The organism is Herbaspirillum huttiense (assembly GCF_047300815.1).
GTDB lineage: Bacteria > Pseudomonadota > Gammaproteobacteria > Burkholderiales > Burkholderiaceae_D > Herbaspirillum > Herbaspirillum huttiense_A.
The window spans coordinates 2,328,751-2,345,932 of the sequence record NZ_CP178608.1; the positions used below are offsets into that span (position 1 = coordinate 2,328,751).

Consider the following 17,182-nt stretch of genomic DNA (forward strand, 5'->3'; position numbering starts at 1 on the left):
CCGCGTGGCAAGCTCATCGGTTCCGGCCGGAAACAAATTTGGCCTGGTCACTCTAAAGTTTTGGTCAATCCTGCCGTTGACTTGGTTATTCCGCTAAAAGCTTTCAGGGACGACAACCTAGCATGGCAACTAACATCTTCAGTATCGGGCAAAGCGCGTTGCAGGCGGCCATGGCGGCGCAAGCCACCACCAGCCACAACATCTCCAATGCCACCACTCCCGGCTACAACCGCCAGGAAGTCGTGCAGAGCTCGGCCGGCGGCATCAACTACGGCTATGGCTTCGTCGGCCAGGGTGCCCAGGTTACCCAGATCAAGCGCATCTACAACGATTTCCTGACCAAGCAGGCCCTGGCCTCGCAGAGTTCGGCCAGTTCGCTGGATTCGTATTACGCGCAGATCTCGCAGATCAACAACATGGTGGCCGACACCAAGGCGGGCCTGTCGCCGGCCTTGCAGGACTTCTTCGCGGCCATCCAGAACCTGGCCTCCAACCCGAATACCCAGGCCTCGCGCCAGTCGGTGCTGTCGCAGGCCTCGACCCTGGTGGCACGCGTGTCGAGCATCAACGACCAGCTCCAGCAGAGCAGCGCTGCCGTCAACAGCCAGATCACCTCGACCGTCACCAGCATCAACTCCTACGCGCAACAGATCGCCAAGCTGAACCAGGCCATCGTCAGCGCCGTGGGCAGTGGTGGCGGGCAGCAGCCCAATGACTTGCTCGACCAGCGCGACCAGTTGGTGGCCGAGCTCAACAAGTACGTCAAGATCACCACCGTGCCCCAGGATTCGGGGGCGGTGAGCGTGTTCATCGGTACCGGCCAGTCGCTGGTGACCGGTGACCAGATCACCCAACTGACGGTGACCAATTCACCCACCGACGTCTCGCGCCTGCAGGTCGGCCAGGTGCTGCCGGGTGGCGGCACGGCGACCATTCCGGACAGCTTCTTCTACGATGGCGGCAGCCTCGGCGGCTTGTTGAAGTACCGCACCGAGACCCTGGATCCGACCCAGAATGCCCTGGGCCGCATCGCCATTGCCATGGGGACCGCGTTCAACCAGCAGCAACAGCTGGGCCTGGACCAGAACGGCAATCCCGGCACCAACATGTTCAACGTCAGTTCGCCCAACCTGATCGGTTTCCCGACCAATACCGGCACGACCAACCTGACGGCGACCATCACCAATCCGTCGGCGCTGACCACCAGCGACTATACGCTGAGCTACGACGGCACCAACTACACATTCACGCGCCTGTCGGACAATACCAAGACCGTCCAGGCGCCCGGCACATTCCCGGTCACGCTCGATGGCGTGACCTACTCCAACGGTGCGACTCCGGGTGGCGCGCCGACCATGGCCAGCGGCAATACCTACAAGATTCAGCCGACCGCCAATGGCGCCACGGCCTTCTCGCTGGCGCTGAACAACACGCAGTTGCTGGCCACGGCGGCGCCAATCTCGACTTCGGCCAACGCGACCAACAACGTCAACGCCAGTACGCCGGGTACCAATACCGGCAATGCGATCATTTCCAATACCTCGCTGGATCCGGCCACCTTCAAGCAGGGATCGTCGGTCTCGTTCACGGCATCGCTGAGCGGCACGCAGGTGCAGCTGACGGCGGCGTGGACAGGGGCAGCACCTGCACCGGCCGTGACCTTCACCAATCCGGATGGCACCACCGGTTCGGTCCCGGCGGGTACGGCCTTCAACTACACGCCGGGCATGACCATCAGCAGCGGCGGCGTGACCTATGCCCTGACCGGCACCCCGTCGGTGGGCGACAAGTTCAACTTCGCCCCGGTGGCAGCCAACAAGGGCACGGCGACCATCAACGCCGGTTCGGTCACGGCGCCATACCTGACCACAACCACGCCGCTGACCAAGCCCACCACACTGACCTACGACACTACGGCAGCACCTCCGGCATTCACGATTTCGCCGGCCGTGCCTGCCGGCGGCGGCACCATCACTCACAAGGATGGCACCACCACCGCCATCGCCGGCGGTGCGACCAGCCTGGCTTACACGGCAGGGGACACCTACGAGATCAGCGGCGTGAAGTTCCAGATCTCGGGCCAGCCTTCCAATGGCGACCAGTTCACCATTGCTGCCAATACCAACGCCTCGTCGGACAACCGCAACGCGCTGGCGCTGGCCGGCCTGCAGACGGCCAATACCATCAATGGCACCAGCTTCCAGGGTTCCTACTCGCAGCTGGTGGCCACCATCGGCAACAAGACCAACGAGATCAACGTCACCAACACGGCCGAAAAGACCCGGTTGACGGCGATCCAGACCCAGCAGCAGACCGAGTCCGGCGTCAACCAGGACGAGGAACTGGCCAACATGATCCGCAACCAGCAGCAGTACCAGGCGGCGGCCAAGATCATCCAGGCCGCCAGCGACATGATCAATGTCCTGCTCACCCTGGGCGGTTAATCAGTTAAAGGAAGAAGATCATGCGTATTAGCACCCAGATGCTCTATCAGTCGAGCAACAACGACCTGACCAACATGCAGAGCCAGATCCTGAAGCTAACGCAGCAGGTTTCGGCGCAGCAGAAGGTCTTGTTGCCCTCGGACGATCCGGTGGCCGCCGCCCGCGCCCTGGACATGACCCAGACATCCGCCCTGAACGACCAGTTCAAGACCAATCGCCAGAATGCCAACAGCGCCCTGTCGACCGTGCAGGGTACCCTGGACAGCCTGACCAACATGCTGACCAAGCTGAAGTCCAACGTCATCACGGCCGGTAATGCCTCGTATTCGAACGCCGAGCGTATCAACATGGCTTCCGAGATCAAGGGCAACCTCAACGAAGTGCTGGGCTATGCCAATGCCCAGGACGGACAGGGCAACTACATCTTCGCCGGTTTCAAGAGCACCACCCAGCCCTTCACACTGGACGGTACCGGCGGCGTCACCTACAACGGTGACCAGGGCGCCATGACGCTGCAGGTGGATTCGACCCGCCAGATGGACATCAGTGCATCGGGTCAGACGGTGTTCCAGGGCAACGGCCAGGACATCTTCAAGACCATGACCAACATGATCAACATCTTGTCGGTGCCGGTGACCGAAGCGGCCAACAAGGCCGATGACGCGGCGGCCAACGCCTACGTCTATCCGGCCGGCAGCGGCCAGACCCCGATCGCCGCCTACAAGGCCGCACAGGCCACCCTGGACGCGATGAAGCCGGACGATCCTGCCTACCAGGCGCAATTCACCTCCACGGCGGCCTTGAAGCTGCAATCGGATGCGGCCAATGCGGCGCGCACCCCGGTGGTGGGCAGCCAGGCGGCACTGGCGCGCAACCTGGCGCAATTCAACACCCAGATCGATTCGCTCTCCAGCAGCGTCTCCACCGTCAAGGCCTCCATCGGGGCCCGCCAGAACGAACTGGACAACCTGGATGCAGCCGGCGAGGTCAACAAGGAAAACTACACCCAGACCATCAACAACCTGCTGGGCCGCAACCTCTCCGATACCAGCGAGCTGATCAGCGATCTGACCCTCAAGCAGACCTATCTCTCGGCAGCGCAGAAGGTCTTCGTCACCACCAGTGGCCTGACTTTGCTGAACTATCTGAAATAAGGAACTTTCTTTCACGGCGACGGCGTTGCAGGCCGATCGCAGTGAAGGAAACAGGCAAAAGGCGAACCTCCGGGTTCGCCTTTTTGCTTGGTGCGCGCTGCTGCGATGCCGTTTCAGCGCGGCGGGTCAGCCTTTGCGTCGCCACCGAGCGCCTGGTACAGGGTCATCTGGTTCTTGAGCTGGTTCAGCCGCACCTGGGCCAGGGTGTTCTCGGCACTGCGCCGCTTGTCCTGCTGGTCCAGCCAGGCCTGCAAGGTGGCCGATCCGGCCCGGTAGCGCAATTCGTAGAGCTGTTCGGCCGCCCGGGCCACCTCGACATTGCGTGCCTGCAGCGCCTGCTGGCGCGCGTATTGCTCGCGCGCCGAGAGGGCATTTTCGACATCGCTGAAGGCGCTGTAGAGGCTCTGGCGGAACTGGGCCAGGGCGCTGTCATAGTCCGCCTGGGAGACGCCGACCTGCAGCTTCATCTGGGTCTGCTGCAGGAAGGGCAAGCTAAGTTGCGCAGCCAGCGAGGCCACCGGATTCTGGACCAGGCGCAGCAAGGCGTCGCTGCTGCTGCCCAGCGAACCGGTCAGGCTCAGCTTGGGATAGAAGCTGGTGCGGGTGAGGTCGACATTGGCCAGGGCTTCGCGCAAGCGTAATTCGGCTGCTTGCAGGTCAGGGCGCCGCCCCAGCAGCTCGGCCGGCAGTCCCGCATCGAGCGCCGGCAAGGCTTGCTGCGGCAGGGCCGGTGGCAGGCTGCGGCGCTGGCCGGGCGGACTGTCGAAGAGGATCGCCAGGGCATTGTCATTCTCGACTTGCTGCTGCACCAGCTCGGTATAGCTGGATTGCTGGCTCAGCAGGTTCTGTTGGGCCGTGAGCAGCTCCAGCGAAGAGACGGCGCCGGCGCGGTATTGGGTCTGGACCAGGTCCAGCGTCTTCTGCGCATAGGCGATGCTTTGTTCGGCGCTGCGCAGGCGCTGGTTCAGGTAGGCACCGGTCCAGTAGAGATTGGCGGTGGTGCCGACCAGGGAGAGCGCAGTGGCCGCCCGATCCTGCACGGTGGCCAGGGCTTCCCAGCGCGCCACGTCGTAGTTGGCGCCCAGCCGGCCCCAGAGATCGACTTCATAGGACAGGCTCACCGAATTCTGGCTGGCGCGGCTGGCCTGGCGGCTGCCATCCAACGCCTTGCTGCCGCTGCTGCCCAGCTGTGCGCTCAGGGCCGGGACGAAGGCATCTTCGGCGATCCCGGCCTGCAACTGGGCACGTCTCACCTTGATGGTCGCTACGGCCAGGTCATTGTTCTTGCGCAGGGCCTCGTCGATCAGGGCGGAGAGCGTCTCGTCGCCGAAGCCTTGCCACCAGCGGCTGGCGTTGACGGTGGCGGCCGGATCAGCCTGCTGCCAGGCCGGCGGGGTCTGGGTGAGCGGTGCCGTGTAGGGCGTGCGCACCAGGCTACTGCAGCCGCCCAGCAGGGCCAGTGCCAGCAGCAGTGCCAGGCGCGATGGAAGGGGAGTAGGCAGGAGCTTGGTCATGGCGTGCAATTTCATTCGCGGGCGAGGGCGTCCACCGGATTGAGCCGCGCGGCATTGCGCGCCGGCAGGAAGCCGAACACCACGCCGATGAGGGTGGAGCAGGCGAAGGCGCTGACGATGGAGGCGGTGGAATAGATCAGGCGGAAGCTGCTGACGAAGTGCGCAAACACTGCGCCAAAGGACAGCGCCAGCAGTACGCCCAGCAAGCCGCCGGCCAGGCAGACCAGCACGGCTTCGATCAGGAACTGCTGCATGATGTCGCCCTGGCGCGCCCCCACGGCCATGCGCACCCCGATCTCGCGGGTACGCTCGGTGACCGACACCAGCATGATGTTCATGACGCCAATGCCGCCCACCACCAGCGAGATCAGCGCGATCATCGACACCAGCAAGGTCAGCGTGGCGGTGGCTTTCTCGATGGTCTGGCGGATGCTGTCGGTGTTGAACAGGTAGAAGTCCTTGGTGCGATGGCGCAGCGTCATCAGCTGGGTGATGCCTTGTTCGGCCGCCGCGCTGGGCACCTGGTCGTTCACCCGCACGGTGATACCGCTCAGGTAGCGCTGGCCGATGACGCGGCTCATGGCCGTGGTGTAGGGCACCCAGACATTGAGTGCACTGTTGTTGCCGAAGCCGTTCTCGCGCTTTTGCGTCACGCCGATCACGCGGCAGGGCACGCTGCCCAGGAAGATCACTTCACCCAGTGCGTTTCCACCGTTGGGAAAGAGCTTCTTGTAGGTGTTGGCATCGATCACCACTTCCTGCGCGTGGCGGCGGATGCCCTCGGTATCGAAGCTCATGCCCTGGGCCATCTTCAGTCCGCGCACGCGGAAATATTGTTCGCCCACGCCATTGATGGTGGCATTGACCGAGATGTTGCCCAGGCGCGCCGAGGAGGCCGTGGCCACGCTGGGCGTGACGCTGTCCACGTAATTCTGCTCGGCCAGGGCGGCGGCATCGGCGGGCGTCAGGGTGCGGATGGCGGCCGACTTCATGTCGCCGAAGTCGGTGCCGGGGAAGATGTCGATGGTATTGGTGCCCATGGAACTGATGTCGGACAGGATCTGCTCGCGTGAACCGCTGCCCAGCGCCACCACCGAGACCACTGAGGCGATGCCGATGATGATGCCCAGCATGGTCAGGAAACTGCGCAGCCGGTGCGCATTCATGGCCAGCAGCGACATGCGCAGCGCTTCCTTGAAACGGTCCAGCCCGGCGCGCCAGGCACTGGCCTGGCGGCGCTGCTGGCGTTCCTGCTTGATCACACCGCTCACCGGCGCGGCTGTGACAGTGTCGTTGCGGCGATCTGCAATGATGACGCCATCCTTGATTTCAATGATGCGCTGGGCATTGCTGGCCACTTGCATGTCGTGGGTGACGATGATGATGGTGTGGCCCTCGGCGTGCAATTCCTTGAGGATGTTCATCACCTCGTGGCCGCTGTGGCTGTCCAGCGCGCCCGTGGGTTCGTCGGCCAGGATCACGTCGCCGCCATTCATCAGTGCACGTGCAATGGAGACGCGTTGCTGTTGGCCGCCCGAGAGCTGGCCCGGCTTGTGGTGGCCGCGCTCGGACAAGCCCAGCCGCGCCAGCAGCTGCGCGGCGCGCTGGCGGCGCTGGGCCGGCTCCTGCCCGGCATAGACCGCCGGCACTTCAACGTTGGCCGTGGCGTCCAGGTCCGAGAGCAAGTGATAGCGCTGGAAGATGAAACCGAAATGCTCGCGCCGCAATTGCGCCAGTTCGTCCGGTGCCAGCTTGCCCGTCTCGCGCCCGGCGACGAGGTAGCTGCCGGCGCTGGGCTTGTCCAGGCAGCCGAGGATGTTCATCAGGGTCGATTTGCCCGAGCCCGAGGCGCCGACGATGGCCAGCATCTCGCCGGCGACGATGTCGAGGTTGATGTCGTTGAGCACCGTGATGTGTTCATCTCCGGCCGGAAAGTCGCGGCGCAGCCCGCGCAATTGCAGCAATGGCGTGGTCATGGCGGCCTTACCTGCCCGGTGGCGGGCCGCGACGCTCGCTGCTGCTGTCGGCAGCGCCCGGCAGGGCGGTACCGGTTACCACGCGTTCGCCGGCCTTGAGTCCCTCAACGATCTGCACCTGGGCATTGGTATTGATGCCGATGCGCACCTGGCGCTCCTGCGCCTGGCCTTGCGCGTCCAGCACGCGCACGGTGTAGCGGCCTTGAGCATCCTTTGCGCCCAGCGCCGTGGAGGGCACCACCAGCGCGTCCTTGGCCTCGGAGAGCACGATGTTGACCTGGGTGGTCATCGAGATGCGCAGCTTGCCATCGGGGTTGGGCAGGTCCAGCAAGCCGTTGTAGTAGATCGCCGTGGAGCTGGCGCTGCTGCTGGTACTGGCCGTGGTACTGGTGGCGGTGTCGTCCTGCAGGATCGAGTCCGGCGCCGGTTCGATGGCGCGCAAGGTGGTGCGGTAGCGGTGGTCGGGGTCGCCCAGGATGGTGAAGAACACCGGCAGGCCAGGCTTGACGCGCACCACGTCAGCTTCGGAGATCTGCGCCTTGATGGTGACCGTATCCATGCGCGCCACCTTGATGATGGTCGGGGTGGACTGGTTGGCGTTCACGGTCTGGCCTTCCTGGGCCACGATGGCCACCACTTCGCCGTCGATGGGCGCAGTGATGCGGGTATAGCCCAAATTCAGCCGCGCGGTGTCGACCTTGATGGCGCCATCCTTGATCTGCGCCTGCAGGGCGGCGATGTCGGCGCGGGTGGTGTTGAGGGTGGCTTCTGCGCTCTCGAAGTTCTCGCGCGAGCTGGCGTCCCCGGCCAGCATCATCTGTTGTCGCGCATAGGCCAGCTGGGCCTGCTTCAGGCTGGCTTCCTTGGCACGCAACTGGGCCTGCAGGTTCTGCAGCGAATATTCGGCGCTGGCCAGGGCATTGGCCTGGGTCAGGGAATCGATCTCGGCCACCAGCTGGCCCTTCTTGACGCGCTCTCCCAGGGCCACCTTGAGCGACTTGATCTGGCCCGATACCTGGGCACCCACGCTGACCTGCTTGTAGGCCTTGACCGTGCCGCTGGCCAGCACCACGTCCTGGATGTCGGCGACGGTGGCGACGGCGCTCAGGTAGCTGGGCGGTGGCGGCGGAGTGAGCCCACGGTGTACCAGGTAGCCACCGGCCAGCAGGACGGCGAGACTCAGGAAGATGATTTTGGGACGGCGGAAGTAGGCAAAGTTCATGCGAAAAAATGAGAGTCGGCCTGAGCGTTGGCCGCGCGCAAAGGCGTCATTGTGAGGCTGGCGGCGCGCGCCGTGTGTCAGAAGACGTAAATGTTGTGACAGCGGGGCGGTCGCTTACGGTTTGGGCAGCGCATTGACCGGCGGCACGCTGCCCAGCAGGCGCACCATCTCGATGCCATCGGCGAGGAAGCGCTGCAAGGGGGTGAGCATGTAGGGCAGGGCGAAGGCGATCAGGATGAAGCCCGCCAGCATGGTAATCGAAAAACCGATCCCGAACAGATTGAGCTGCGGCGCCGCGCGGGTGAGGATGCCCAGCCCGAAGTTGGTGATGAGCAGGGCGATGAGCAGCGGCAGCGACAGCTGCACGCCCATGCTGAACACCTTGGCGCCCCACAGGGCCAGTTCGTGGAAGCCTTCGGTGGTGATCGGCACACCCGTGATGGGCAGCGTATGGAAGCTCTCAGCCATCGCCTGCAGCAACAGCAGATGGCCATTGAGGCTGAGGAAGACCATGGTCGCCAGCAGCGAGAAAACCTGGCTGATGGCGGCCGTACGGCCCTGGGTCTGGGGATCGAAGAAGGCCGCAAACGACAGGCCCATGGTGGAACTGGTCAGTTCGCCCGCTGCCTCCACGGCGGCAAATACCACCCGCATGGCAAAGCCCATGGACAGGCCGATGAGCAACTGTTGCAGCAGGATCAGCAAGCCCGTCATCGACATCGGATCGATGGCCGGCGGAATCGGCACGTCCGGCGCCAGCACTACGCCGATGGCGATGCCCAGCAGCACCTTCACCAGCATGGGCACGCTGGCGCTGCCGAAGGGCGGGGCGATGGACAGCAGCCCGAGGATGCGCGTGGTCGGCCAGATGAACATGGCGACCCAGGCATAGAGTTGCTGGCTGGTGAAGGTAAGCATGGAGAAAGAGACGCCGGGCCGCAGCCCCGCGCACAGCCTACTGGACCATGGCGGGGATGCCGCTGAACATGGTGTGCATGTAGTCGAGGATGATGGTCAGCATCCAGGGGCCGGCGATGATCAGGGCCAGGAACACGCCGACCAGCTTGGGAATGAAGGCCAGGGTCTGTTCATTGATCTGGGTCGCCGCCTGGAAGATGCTCACCACCAGCCCGATGATGAGGGCCGTGGCCAGCATGGGCGCGGCCAGCAGAAGGGTGACTTCCATGGCCTGGCGGCCGAGGGTCATGACGCTTTCGGGTGTCATAGGGATCTTTGCTCGGGCTAGTAGAAACTCTGGGCCAGGGAACCGATCAGCAGCTGCCAGCCGTCCACCAGCACGAACAGCATCAGCTTGAAGGGCAGCGAAACGATGGCCGGTGACATCATCATCATGCCCATCGACATCAGGATACTGGCCACCACCATGTCGATGATGAGGAAGGGGATGAAGATGGCAAAGCCGATCTGGAAAGAAGTCTTCAGTTCACTGGTGACGAAGGCCGGGACCAGCAGGCGCAAAGGCACGTCCTCAGGGCCCTGCAGCGCGGGGCCGCGAGACAGCTTCACATACAGCGCCAGATCGGACTGGCGGGTCTGCTTGAGCATGAATTCCTTCAGGGGCGCGGCCCCCTTGTCGAGCGCTTCCATCATCTGGATCTTGTTTTCCGCAAAGGGCTGGTAGGCCTCGGTATAGATGCGGTCGAACACCGGGCTCATGACGAAGAAGGTCAGGAACAGCGACAGCCCCACCAGCACCTGGGTGGGCGGCGTGGACTGCGTGCCCAGCGCCTGGCGCAGCAGCGACAGCACGATCACGATGCGGGTGAAACAGGTCATCATCAGCAACGCCGCCGGAATGAACGACAGCGAGGTGAGGAACAGCATGGTCTGGATCGGCAGCGAATAATTCGTGCCGCCGCCCGGAGCGGGCATGCTGTTCAATGCCGGCAGGCCTTGCTGGGCCGAGGCCGCCAGGGGCAGGCACAGCAGCGCCATCCACCAGTAGCGGCTGCGCAGGAGCGCGCCGGACCGGCGGAGCAGGGAAGAGAGGATGCCTTGCGGCTTAAGGTGTGCTGCCATCATTACCCGCACGGTCGCCGTTGCCGGCGCCGCCATTTCGTTTATCCATGGTGTGCTTGAGCCAGGTGGCGAAGGCCGGTCCGGCCGCGGCCGGCCGGTCAGCCACGCCTTCCTGGCGCGGCAGGGTGGCCAGGGCATTGACCCGGCCGGGGGCGACGCCGACCACGATCCATTGCTCGCCCACTTCGACCACCATCACCCGTTCGCGCGTACCTACCGATACGCCCCCGACCACCTTGGCCACGGCATTGCCACCCATGCTGTGGGCCAGGCCAAAACGTTTGAAGAGCCAGGCCACCCCGGCCATCACGGCCAATACCGCGATCAGCCCGAAGAGCATGGTAAAAACGCTGCCGGAGGAAGAGGGAAGAGAAGTGCTGGCTGCGGCCGCTGCCGGGGCTGCCGCCGTTGGTGCTGCTGCGCTTGCCGGTGCCGCCTGGGCTGCAGCGCTGCCGGCTGCAGGGGCCGTCTCGGCCCAGGCCTGGGCGGCTGCGACCAGGGTGCCGCCCAGCAGGAGCCAGGCCGACATCAGTGCCGGACGCATCCGGCACCAGCGCTGCGACATCGATGCTGCGTCAAAACGTCTCATCAAAACAAAGGCCATCCCGCTCAGCGGTTGAGCTTGCGGATGCGTTCTGCCGGCGTGATGATGTCGGTCAGGCGGATACCGAACTTGTCGTTGACCACCACCACTTCGCCTTGGGCGATCAGGCAGCCGTTGACCAGCACGTCCATCGGTTCACCGGCCATGCCGTCGAGCTCCACCACCGAGCCCTGGGCCAGCTGCAGCAGGTTCTTGATGGCGATCTTGGTGCGTCCCAGTTCCACGGTCAGCTGCACCGGGATATCGAGGATGAAGTCGATGTCGTTGGGGGTATTGGTCTTGATATCGGCGGCACTCAGGTCCTTGAAGACGGTGGCCATCGCGGGAGCCGCGCTGATACCTTTCTCGTCTTCCATCTCGCCTTTTTTCTGCGCCTCTTCAGCCTGGGTCTGCTCGGCCATGGCCGCGCCCCACGGATCGTCCTCCGCCGCGCCTGCGCCTGCTACGTTCTCATCAGCCATTACTAATCTCCTTGAAAGCTTTCCGGTGTTTCTTGATGGGTGATGGACAGCAGTTTTTCAACGCGCAACGCGTATTGGCCATTGGACTGGCCGTAGCTGCATTCCATCACCGGTACGCCGTCAACCTGTGCCTCGACGGTCGTATTGGTCTGCAGCGGAATGACGTCGCCGACCTGCATGTGCAGCAGATCGGTGAAATTGACTCGGGCGGTCCCGAAATTGACGATCAGTTCAACCTCTGCGGTCTGGATCTGCTGCTTCATCAGGCGGATCCAGCGCTTGTCCACTTCCAGTGCCTCGCCCTGCATGCTGCTGGTGAGGCGGTCACGCACCGGCTCGATCATCGAGTAGGGCGTGCAGATGTGGATCTCGCCCGACACCGGCCCCAGCTCGACGGTGAAGGTGGTCGAGACCACCACTTCGTTGGGCGTGGCGATGTTGGCGAACTGCGTATTCATTTCCGAGCGAATGAATTCGAATTCGATCGGATAGATCGGTTCCCACGACTTGGCGTAGGTCTCGAAGGTGATCTCCAGCACGCGCATGATGATGCGCTGCTCGGTGGGCGTGAATTCACGGCCTTCGATGCGGGTGTGGAAGCGGCCATCGCCGCCGAACATGTTGTCCACCAGCATGAACACGAACTGCGGGTCGAACACCACCAGCCCGATACCGCGGAAGGGCTTGATGTGGACCAGGTTCAGGTTGGTCGGCACCACCAGGTTGCGGATGAATTCGCTGTACTTGGACACCTTCACCGGACCGACCGAGATTTCGGCGGTACGGTGAATGAAGTTGAACAAGCCGATGCGGAACAGACGCGCGAAACGCTCGTTGATGATTTCCAGCGTGGGCATGCGCCCGCGCACGATGCGTTCCTGCGTGGCCAGGTTGTAGGTACGTACCGTACCAGGAGCTTCTTCGACGATTTTTTCTTCGTCTTCATCTCCCGTCACGCCCTTCAAAAGGGCATCGACTTCTTCCTGTGATAGAAAATGCTCGGCCATGGTCGACGATCTCTGACTTCGATACGGTGTTACTGCTGTTGGATCACGAACGAGGTGTAGAACACGTCGGTGATCTGCGGTCCCTTGCCCTTGCCCGAGAACGGTTCGCCCAATTGGTCGATGATCTCGTCGGTCAGACGGCGCTTGCCTTCGCTGGTGAGCAGCTCCGAGGCCTTCTTGCTGGACAGCACCATCAGCAGGCGGCTGCGCACTTGCGGCATGTAGAGCTTCAAGGCTTCAGCGGTCTGGCCGTCCGGCACTTGCAGGGTCATTGCCACTTGCAGGTACTGGTCGCCGGTTTCCTGCTGCAGGTTCACCACGAAGGGTTCGATCACCACGAAGGTCGGTGCCTTGGCTTCGACCTTCTCTTCAGCGTGATCCTCACCCTTCTTGCCCTTGCCACCCATCATGAAGAAAGCTGCGGCGCCGCCGATGACCAGCACCAGTACTGCACCCACGATGATGAACAGCATCTTCTTGCTCGACTTTGCCGGTGCTGCTTCTGCTTCAGCTCCCTTGGCCGGGGCTTTTCCTTTTGTTGCCATCTACTATTCCTTTCAGTTCGTCTGCGCGGGTTGGGGGCTTATCTGCTTATCGGCAGGCAAATCGCATTGTTGAGTCCTGCGCGGACGAAAATTGCTTATTTTTTAAGGTTTGCGGCGCCAGGCACGACCCGGCGCTCAGGCGAAGGTATCGACCAGTCCGAGTCCGCTGGTGGTGGCCGTTGCCGCAGTGGTCCCGTTGAGGGCCACATCGCCTTCCTGCTCCTTGCCGAAGCTGCCCGGGCTGCCGCTGCGGGCCTGCTGCTGGCCGTTGCCGGCACCTTGCTGCTGGTTGGGCATGCCGGTCTGGACATTGGCCTGGCCAAGCTGGATGCCGGCCTGGTCCAGCATTTCGCGCAGCTTGGGCATGGCCGCTTCCAGCGCTTGCTTCACTTCGGGCTGGGCGGTGATGAAGGTGGCGTCGGCCTGCTGGTTGTGCACGTTCAGCACCACCTGCATGGGGCCCAGGTCGGGCGGATTCAGGCTCAGCGAGGCGCTCTGCATGCCGGCGGTCGCCATCCAGGTGATCTTGGTGCCCAGGGCCTGGTTCCAGCCGGCACTGCCGACGTTGGACTGGATCTTGTCGCTGTAGGCGGGGGTGAACACGGCCTGCGGCTGACTGGTCACTGCGGCTTGCTGCATCGCCGGCAGCACCACCGGAGTCGGCACGGCCGGTGCGGCATCCTGCTTGGCGGCCGGCGCGGCAACCTCGGGCGTGGCCTTGTTCAACTGGGCGCGGCCGGCCAGGGTGCTGGCATCTTCCTTGGGCTCGGCCTTGGCAGCAGCGCCCAGGTCGATGGCCGGCTTGGCGTCCTTGGCGTTGCTGGCCTGCGGAGCTGGATTGGCTTCGGTATTGCTCTTGCGGGCCAGTTCGCTGGCGGCGGATTCCTGCTTGCCCTTGGCGGCGGCCATGGCATCCTGCAGCGCGGCCGGATCGATCTTGCCTTGCTTGTCGTCGGCCAGCGCCTGCTGCTGGTCGCTCAGGGACAGCTTGCCGCTGCCGCGCTTGGCCTGGGCCAGCAGGTCAGCCTCGCTGCTGTCACCCTTGGCCTTGCCGTCAGCGACCGGCTGGACTGCGTTCTGAGCGATGTTGGCGACCAGGGCCAGCAGTTCGGCCGAGGCTTGGGTTGCGGTGTCGCTGCCGTCCTCGTCTTCGTCCTTGTCGCTGACCTGGCTGCTCTGGTCGCTGCCATCGTTGGCGGCGTTCTTGCTGGCATTATTGGCCGCACTCTGGCTGGTTGCTGCCTGGTTGGCTGCAGCCTGCCTGGCGGCGGCCTGGGCATTGGCGGCCTGGTTCTCGGCGTTCTGCTGGGCCTGGCGCGCTTGCGCCTGGTTGTCCTGCACGCGGGTATTGACCTGGCTGTTGAGCACCTGGTTGAAGGGCACATCGGCCGAGAAGCTGTCGGCCGGATTGCCCGAGCGCGAACCCGTGGCGGCCTGGGAGCCGGTGATCACGTTCAACAGCGGCAGGGAAGTGTTCATGATGGTGGCCTGTCGGTAAATGCGGTCTGCTGCTCTAGGATGCTGTTTGCGGTTCTTCGCTTGCGCGGTGTCGGTTTCGGTCTTGCCTGGCTGGCCGCCTCAGCGGTCAGCGCTTGTAGAAGCTGATGCGGGCGGCATGCTCGTCCATGGACTTCTGGTCTCGCTTATTTTCCTTGCGCATTTCCTGGTCGCGCGCCCGCGTGGCCAGTGTGTCGTAGGACATGCGCTTGCGCTCGCAGGCCTGCCATGCGGCGCGCGCTTCGGCCACGCGCTGCTGGCTGCTTTTTACCACGTTGACCTGGCCGTCGATGGCGTTGTCGATCTTTTCCAGGAACAGCTGGAAATTGCGATACGCCAGGGCGGTCAAGCCATTGGTCAGGGTTTCCTGGAAGCGCGCAGCGTAATCGTCGCGGTATTGCTGCAGGATGCCCAGCTTCTGTTGCGCTTCTTCACTCACGCGAATAGCCCGGCCGAGGCGTTTGGTCGCTTCGTCGGTCTCTTTGGTCGCCAATTCGATCAGCGTATCAAGTGCGGAGGGGGTAGCCATGATCACTCTGATTATATTTTTGAGGATGCGCGCTCAATCACCCGAATAGAGCGGTAAGTTGCCTCAAGCTCTCTGATACATCGGCTTGCTCATGGATGCCCTGCTGCAAAAAGGACTCCATTCTTGGCAACAAGGCAATAGCTTCATCCAGTACCGGATCGCTGCCGGCGGCGTACGCGCCGACGCTGATGAGGTCGCGGTTGCGCTGGAAACGTGAATACAATTGCTTCAGGTGCCGCGAACGCCGTTGATGGTCGGCATCCGTGATGCTGTGCATGGCACGGCTGATGGACTGTTCGATATCGATGGCCGGATAGTGGCCCGCTTCGGCCAGTTGGCGGTTGAGCACGATGTGGCCGTCCAGGATGGCGCGGGCGGCATCGGCGATCGGGTCTTGCTGGTCGTCGCCTTCGGTGAGCACGGTGTAGAAGGCGGTGATGGAGCCGCCACCTTCATCGCCATTGCCGGCGCGTTCCACCAGGGCCGGCAGCTTGGCAAACACGGAGGGCGGATAGCCCTTGGTGGCCGGAGGTTCGCCGATGGCCAGGGCGATTTCGCGCTGGGCCATGGCGTAACGGGTCAGCGAATCCATGATCAGCAGCACATCCTTGCCCTGATCTCGGAAATACTCGGCAATGGAGGTGCAGTACGCAGCGCCCTGCAGGCGCATCAGCGGCGGGGTGTCGGCGGGCGCGGCCACCACGACCGAGCGCGCCAGGCCTTCGGCGCCGAGGATCTGCTCGATGAATTCTTTCACTTCGCGGCCACGCTCACCGATCAGGCCGACCACGATCACGTCCGCGCTGGTATAGCGCGCCATCATGCCCAGCAGCACGCTCTTGCCCACGCCGGAGCCGGCGAAGAGGCCCATGCGCTGGCCACGGCCGACGGTGAGCATGGTGTTGATGGCGCGAATGCCGGTGTCCAGAATGTCGCGGATCGGTGCGCGTCCCAGCGGGTTGGCGGCACGCACGGCCAGCGGGGCCGAGCGTTCGGTATGCAGGGGGCCGAGATTGTCGAGCGGGCGGCCGGCCCCGTCGAGCACGCGGCCCAGCAACTCGTCGCCGACCGGCAGGCGGCGGCTGTGCTCGTCGGCACGGCGCGGGGTGAAGCTGATGGGACCGGTGCGGGGAGGCGGGCGGACCGGTTCGACCGGATAGACGCGGGTGCCGGGGACGATGCCTTCGACATCGCTCTGGGGCATCAGGAACAAACGTTCATCCTGGAATCCCACCACTTCGGCTTCGATCATCATGCCGTTGGGCAGCGGAACATTGCAGGGGCTGCCTACAGGAAGCTTCAGTCCGACCGCTTCCATCACCAGGCCGGCCACGCGCGTGATGCGTCCGGCCGTGCGGGTAGGCTCGGCCATGGCGACCAGGCTGCGACAGTTGTGCAGGTAGGCTTGCCACAGGCTGCTATGGGAAGGCATCGGGGAGTTCATGCGGGTCTCCCGTTCAGGTAGCAATCACGTCGGGTGAATCATTCCAGCCAGTCGAGCTGCTTGGACAGCGACTCGCCCAAGCGCTGCCAGCGCGTCTGGGTGGTGGCATCGATCTGGTTGGTGCGGGTTTCAACACGGCAGCCGCCGCGTTCGAGCTGGGCGTCTTCCTCGATCTTCCAGCCTTGCTGGGCCAGTTCCTCGCCCAGGTGCTCGCGTACCAGGGCCGCATCTTCCGGGTGCAGCGCCAGGCTGGCCGGCAATTGCAGCACCGGCAGGGCGTGGATGGCCGCGCTCACGGTAGGCAGGATCAGTTCGGGGCGCACGTTCAGGGCCGTCTTGAGCATGGACTTGGCCAGGTCCAGCGCCAGGTCCAGCAGTTCGGGCGCCATCTTTTCACTGCACTGCGAGACTTCGGTGCTGAAATTGACCGCAATCTGGCGGAAGTGCTGGATGATTTCGTTGACTTCCTGCTGGCCTTGCTGGAGCCCGGCCACGTAGCCTTCGGAGCGGCCGGCCTGCAGGCCGTGTTCGCGGCCCTCGGCAAAACCTTCCTGGCGGGCGGCCTCGCGGATGGCATCGAGCTGCTCGGCCGTCAGCTGCGGGACCGGTGGTGGTTCTTCGAGGAATTCTTCTTCCTCGGGCAGCGGTTCCGGTTCCGGTTCGGGTTCTTCGTTGAACGACGCCAGCTCCCATCGCTGGTAGGGCGTCATCTCTTCCTTGGGAATGATCTTTGCACGCATGGCTT

The 17,182-nt window shown here is 63.7% G+C and carries 16 protein-coding genes; 2 read left to right on the top strand and 14 right to left on the bottom strand.

Annotated elements, in window-relative coordinates:
- The first annotated feature begins 122 nt into the window (after nt 1–122).
- Nucleotides 123–2,444: a flagellar hook-associated protein FlgK gene (gene flgK, locus ACLRDN_RS10805; RefSeq protein WP_413460016.1), complete on the top strand. Its 2,322-nt coding sequence runs from the start codon at nt 123–125 to the stop codon at nt 2,442–2,444.
- Nucleotides 2,445–2,464: 20 nt separating this feature from the next.
- Entirely contained in the window at nt 2,465–3,598 is a 1,134-nt protein-coding gene (gene flgL / locus ACLRDN_RS10810) for a flagellar hook-associated protein FlgL (protein WP_413460017.1), read from the top strand.
- Nucleotides 3,599–3,711: 113 nt separating this feature from the next.
- Here the strand turns inward: flgL and ACLRDN_RS10815 are convergent, their stop codons facing one another.
- The 14 genes from ACLRDN_RS10815 to fliH form a co-directional block, all read right to left on the bottom strand.
- Nucleotides 3,712–5,112 carry an efflux transporter outer membrane subunit gene (locus ACLRDN_RS10815; RefSeq protein ID WP_413460018.1) on the bottom strand — a complete coding sequence of 467 codons (1,401 nt, stop codon included), beginning with the start codon at nt 5,110–5,112 and terminating at the stop codon, nt 3,712–3,714.
- Between the two features lie 11 nt (nt 5,113–5,123).
- Nucleotides 5,124–7,088 carry a MacB family efflux pump subunit gene (locus ACLRDN_RS10820; protein WP_413460019.1) on the bottom strand — a complete coding sequence of 655 codons (1,965 nt, stop codon included), beginning with the start codon at nt 7,086–7,088 and terminating at the stop codon, nt 5,124–5,126.
- Nucleotides 7,089–7,095: 7 nt separating this feature from the next.
- Entirely contained in the window at nt 7,096–8,310 is a 1,215-nt protein-coding gene (locus ACLRDN_RS10825; RefSeq protein ID WP_413460020.1) for an efflux RND transporter periplasmic adaptor subunit, read from the bottom strand.
- Nucleotides 8,311–8,424: 114 nt separating this feature from the next.
- Entirely contained in the window at nt 8,425–9,228 is an 804-nt protein-coding gene (gene fliR / locus ACLRDN_RS10830; protein ID WP_145602427.1) for a flagellar biosynthetic protein FliR, read from the bottom strand.
- Nucleotides 9,229–9,265: 37 nt separating this feature from the next.
- A complete protein-coding gene (gene fliQ / locus ACLRDN_RS10835) occupies nt 9,266–9,535 on the bottom strand; it encodes a flagellar biosynthesis protein FliQ (RefSeq protein ID WP_413460021.1) in 270 nt (89 codons plus the stop codon).
- A 17-nt stretch (nt 9,536–9,552) separates the two neighbouring features.
- Nucleotides 9,553–10,350, bottom strand: a complete 798-nt coding sequence (gene fliP, locus ACLRDN_RS10840) for a flagellar type III secretion system pore protein FliP (RefSeq protein WP_370516284.1) — start codon at nt 10,348–10,350, stop codon at nt 9,553–9,555.
- The gene (fliO, locus tag ACLRDN_RS10845) at nt 10,334–10,939 is read right to left on the bottom strand and encodes a flagellar biosynthetic protein FliO (RefSeq protein WP_413460022.1); all 606 of its coding nucleotides are present in this window, start codon (nt 10,937–10,939) and stop codon (nt 10,334–10,336) included. The genes fliP and fliO overlap by 17 nt, the downstream gene beginning before the upstream one ends.
- Nucleotides 10,940–10,959: 20 nt before the next feature.
- Nucleotides 10,960–11,415, bottom strand: coding sequence for a flagellar motor switch protein FliN (gene fliN / locus ACLRDN_RS10850; RefSeq protein WP_017450943.1), 456 nt, complete (start codon nt 11,413–11,415; stop codon nt 10,960–10,962).
- A gap of 2 nt (nt 11,416–11,417) precedes the next feature.
- Nucleotides 11,418–12,422, bottom strand: a complete 1,005-nt coding sequence (gene fliM, locus ACLRDN_RS10855) for a flagellar motor switch protein FliM (protein WP_017450944.1) — start codon at nt 12,420–12,422, stop codon at nt 11,418–11,420.
- Between the two features lie 29 nt (nt 12,423–12,451).
- Nucleotides 12,452–12,967, bottom strand: coding sequence for a flagellar basal body-associated protein FliL (gene fliL, locus ACLRDN_RS10860; protein ID WP_413460023.1), 516 nt, complete (start codon nt 12,965–12,967; stop codon nt 12,452–12,454).
- A gap of 135 nt (nt 12,968–13,102) precedes the next feature.
- Nucleotides 13,103–14,446 (bottom strand): flagellar hook-length control protein FliK, encoded by a 1,344-nt coding sequence (locus ACLRDN_RS10865; protein WP_413460024.1) that lies wholly within the window; start codon nt 14,444–14,446, stop codon nt 13,103–13,105.
- A 106-nt stretch (nt 14,447–14,552) separates the two neighbouring features.
- Nucleotides 14,553–14,993 carry a flagellar export protein FliJ gene (gene fliJ, locus ACLRDN_RS10870; RefSeq protein ID WP_413460025.1) on the bottom strand — a complete coding sequence of 147 codons (441 nt, stop codon included), beginning with the start codon at nt 14,991–14,993 and terminating at the stop codon, nt 14,553–14,555.
- 37 nt (nt 14,994–15,030) lie between these two features.
- Entirely contained in the window at nt 15,031–16,437 is a 1,407-nt protein-coding gene (gene fliI / locus ACLRDN_RS10875; RefSeq protein ID WP_088753759.1) for a flagellar protein export ATPase FliI, read from the bottom strand.
- 38 nt (nt 16,438–16,475) lie between these two features.
- Nucleotides 16,476–17,177 carry a flagellar assembly protein FliH gene (gene fliH, locus ACLRDN_RS10880; RefSeq protein ID WP_145602420.1) on the bottom strand — a complete coding sequence of 234 codons (702 nt, stop codon included), beginning with the start codon at nt 17,175–17,177 and terminating at the stop codon, nt 16,476–16,478.
- Nucleotides 17,178–17,182: the final 5 nt, after the last annotated feature.

Bases quoted from the DNA above. Each gene is read 5' to 3' on its own strand.
- flgK (WP_413460016.1), top strand. From the start codon at position 123: ATGGCAACTAACATCTTCAGTATCGGGCAAAGCGCGTTGCAGGCGGCC.
- flgL (WP_413460017.1), top strand. From the start codon at position 2,465: ATGCGTATTAGCACCCAGATGCTCTATCAGTCGAGCAACAACGACCTG.
- ACLRDN_RS10815 (WP_413460018.1), bottom strand. From the start codon at position 5,112: ATGACCAAGCTCCTGCCTACTCCCCTTCCATCGCGCCTGGCACTGCTG.
- ACLRDN_RS10820 (WP_413460019.1), bottom strand. From the start codon at position 7,088: ATGACCACGCCATTGCTGCAATTGCGCGGGCTGCGCCGCGACTTTCCG.
- ACLRDN_RS10825 (WP_413460020.1), bottom strand. From the start codon at position 8,310: ATGAACTTTGCCTACTTCCGCCGTCCCAAAATCATCTTCCTGAGTCTC.
- fliR (WP_145602427.1), bottom strand. From the start codon at position 9,228: ATGCTTACCTTCACCAGCCAGCAACTCTATGCCTGGGTCGCCATGTTC.
- fliQ (WP_413460021.1), bottom strand. From the start codon at position 9,535: ATGACACCCGAAAGCGTCATGACCCTCGGCCGCCAGGCCATGGAAGTC.
- fliP (WP_370516284.1), bottom strand. From the start codon at position 10,350: ATGGCAGCACACCTTAAGCCGCAAGGCATCCTCTCTTCCCTGCTCCGC.
- fliO (WP_413460022.1), bottom strand. From the start codon at position 10,939: ATGAGACGTTTTGACGCAGCATCGATGTCGCAGCGCTGGTGCCGGATG.
- fliN (WP_017450943.1), bottom strand. From the start codon at position 11,415: ATGGCTGATGAGAACGTAGCAGGCGCAGGCGCGGCGGAGGACGATCCG.
- fliM (WP_017450944.1), bottom strand. From the start codon at position 12,422: ATGGCCGAGCATTTTCTATCACAGGAAGAAGTCGATGCCCTTTTGAAG.
- fliL (WP_413460023.1), bottom strand. From the start codon at position 12,967: ATGGCAACAAAAGGAAAAGCCCCGGCCAAGGGAGCTGAAGCAGAAGCA.
- ACLRDN_RS10865 (WP_413460024.1), bottom strand. From the start codon at position 14,446: ATGAACACTTCCCTGCCGCTGTTGAACGTGATCACCGGCTCCCAGGCC.
- fliJ (WP_413460025.1), bottom strand. From the start codon at position 14,993: ATGGCTACCCCCTCCGCACTTGATACGCTGATCGAATTGGCGACCAAA.
- fliI (WP_088753759.1), bottom strand. From the start codon at position 16,437: ATGAACTCCCCGATGCCTTCCCATAGCAGCCTGTGGCAAGCCTACCTG.
- fliH (WP_145602420.1), bottom strand. From the start codon at position 17,177: ATGCGTGCAAAGATCATTCCCAAGGAAGAGATGACGCCCTACCAGCGA.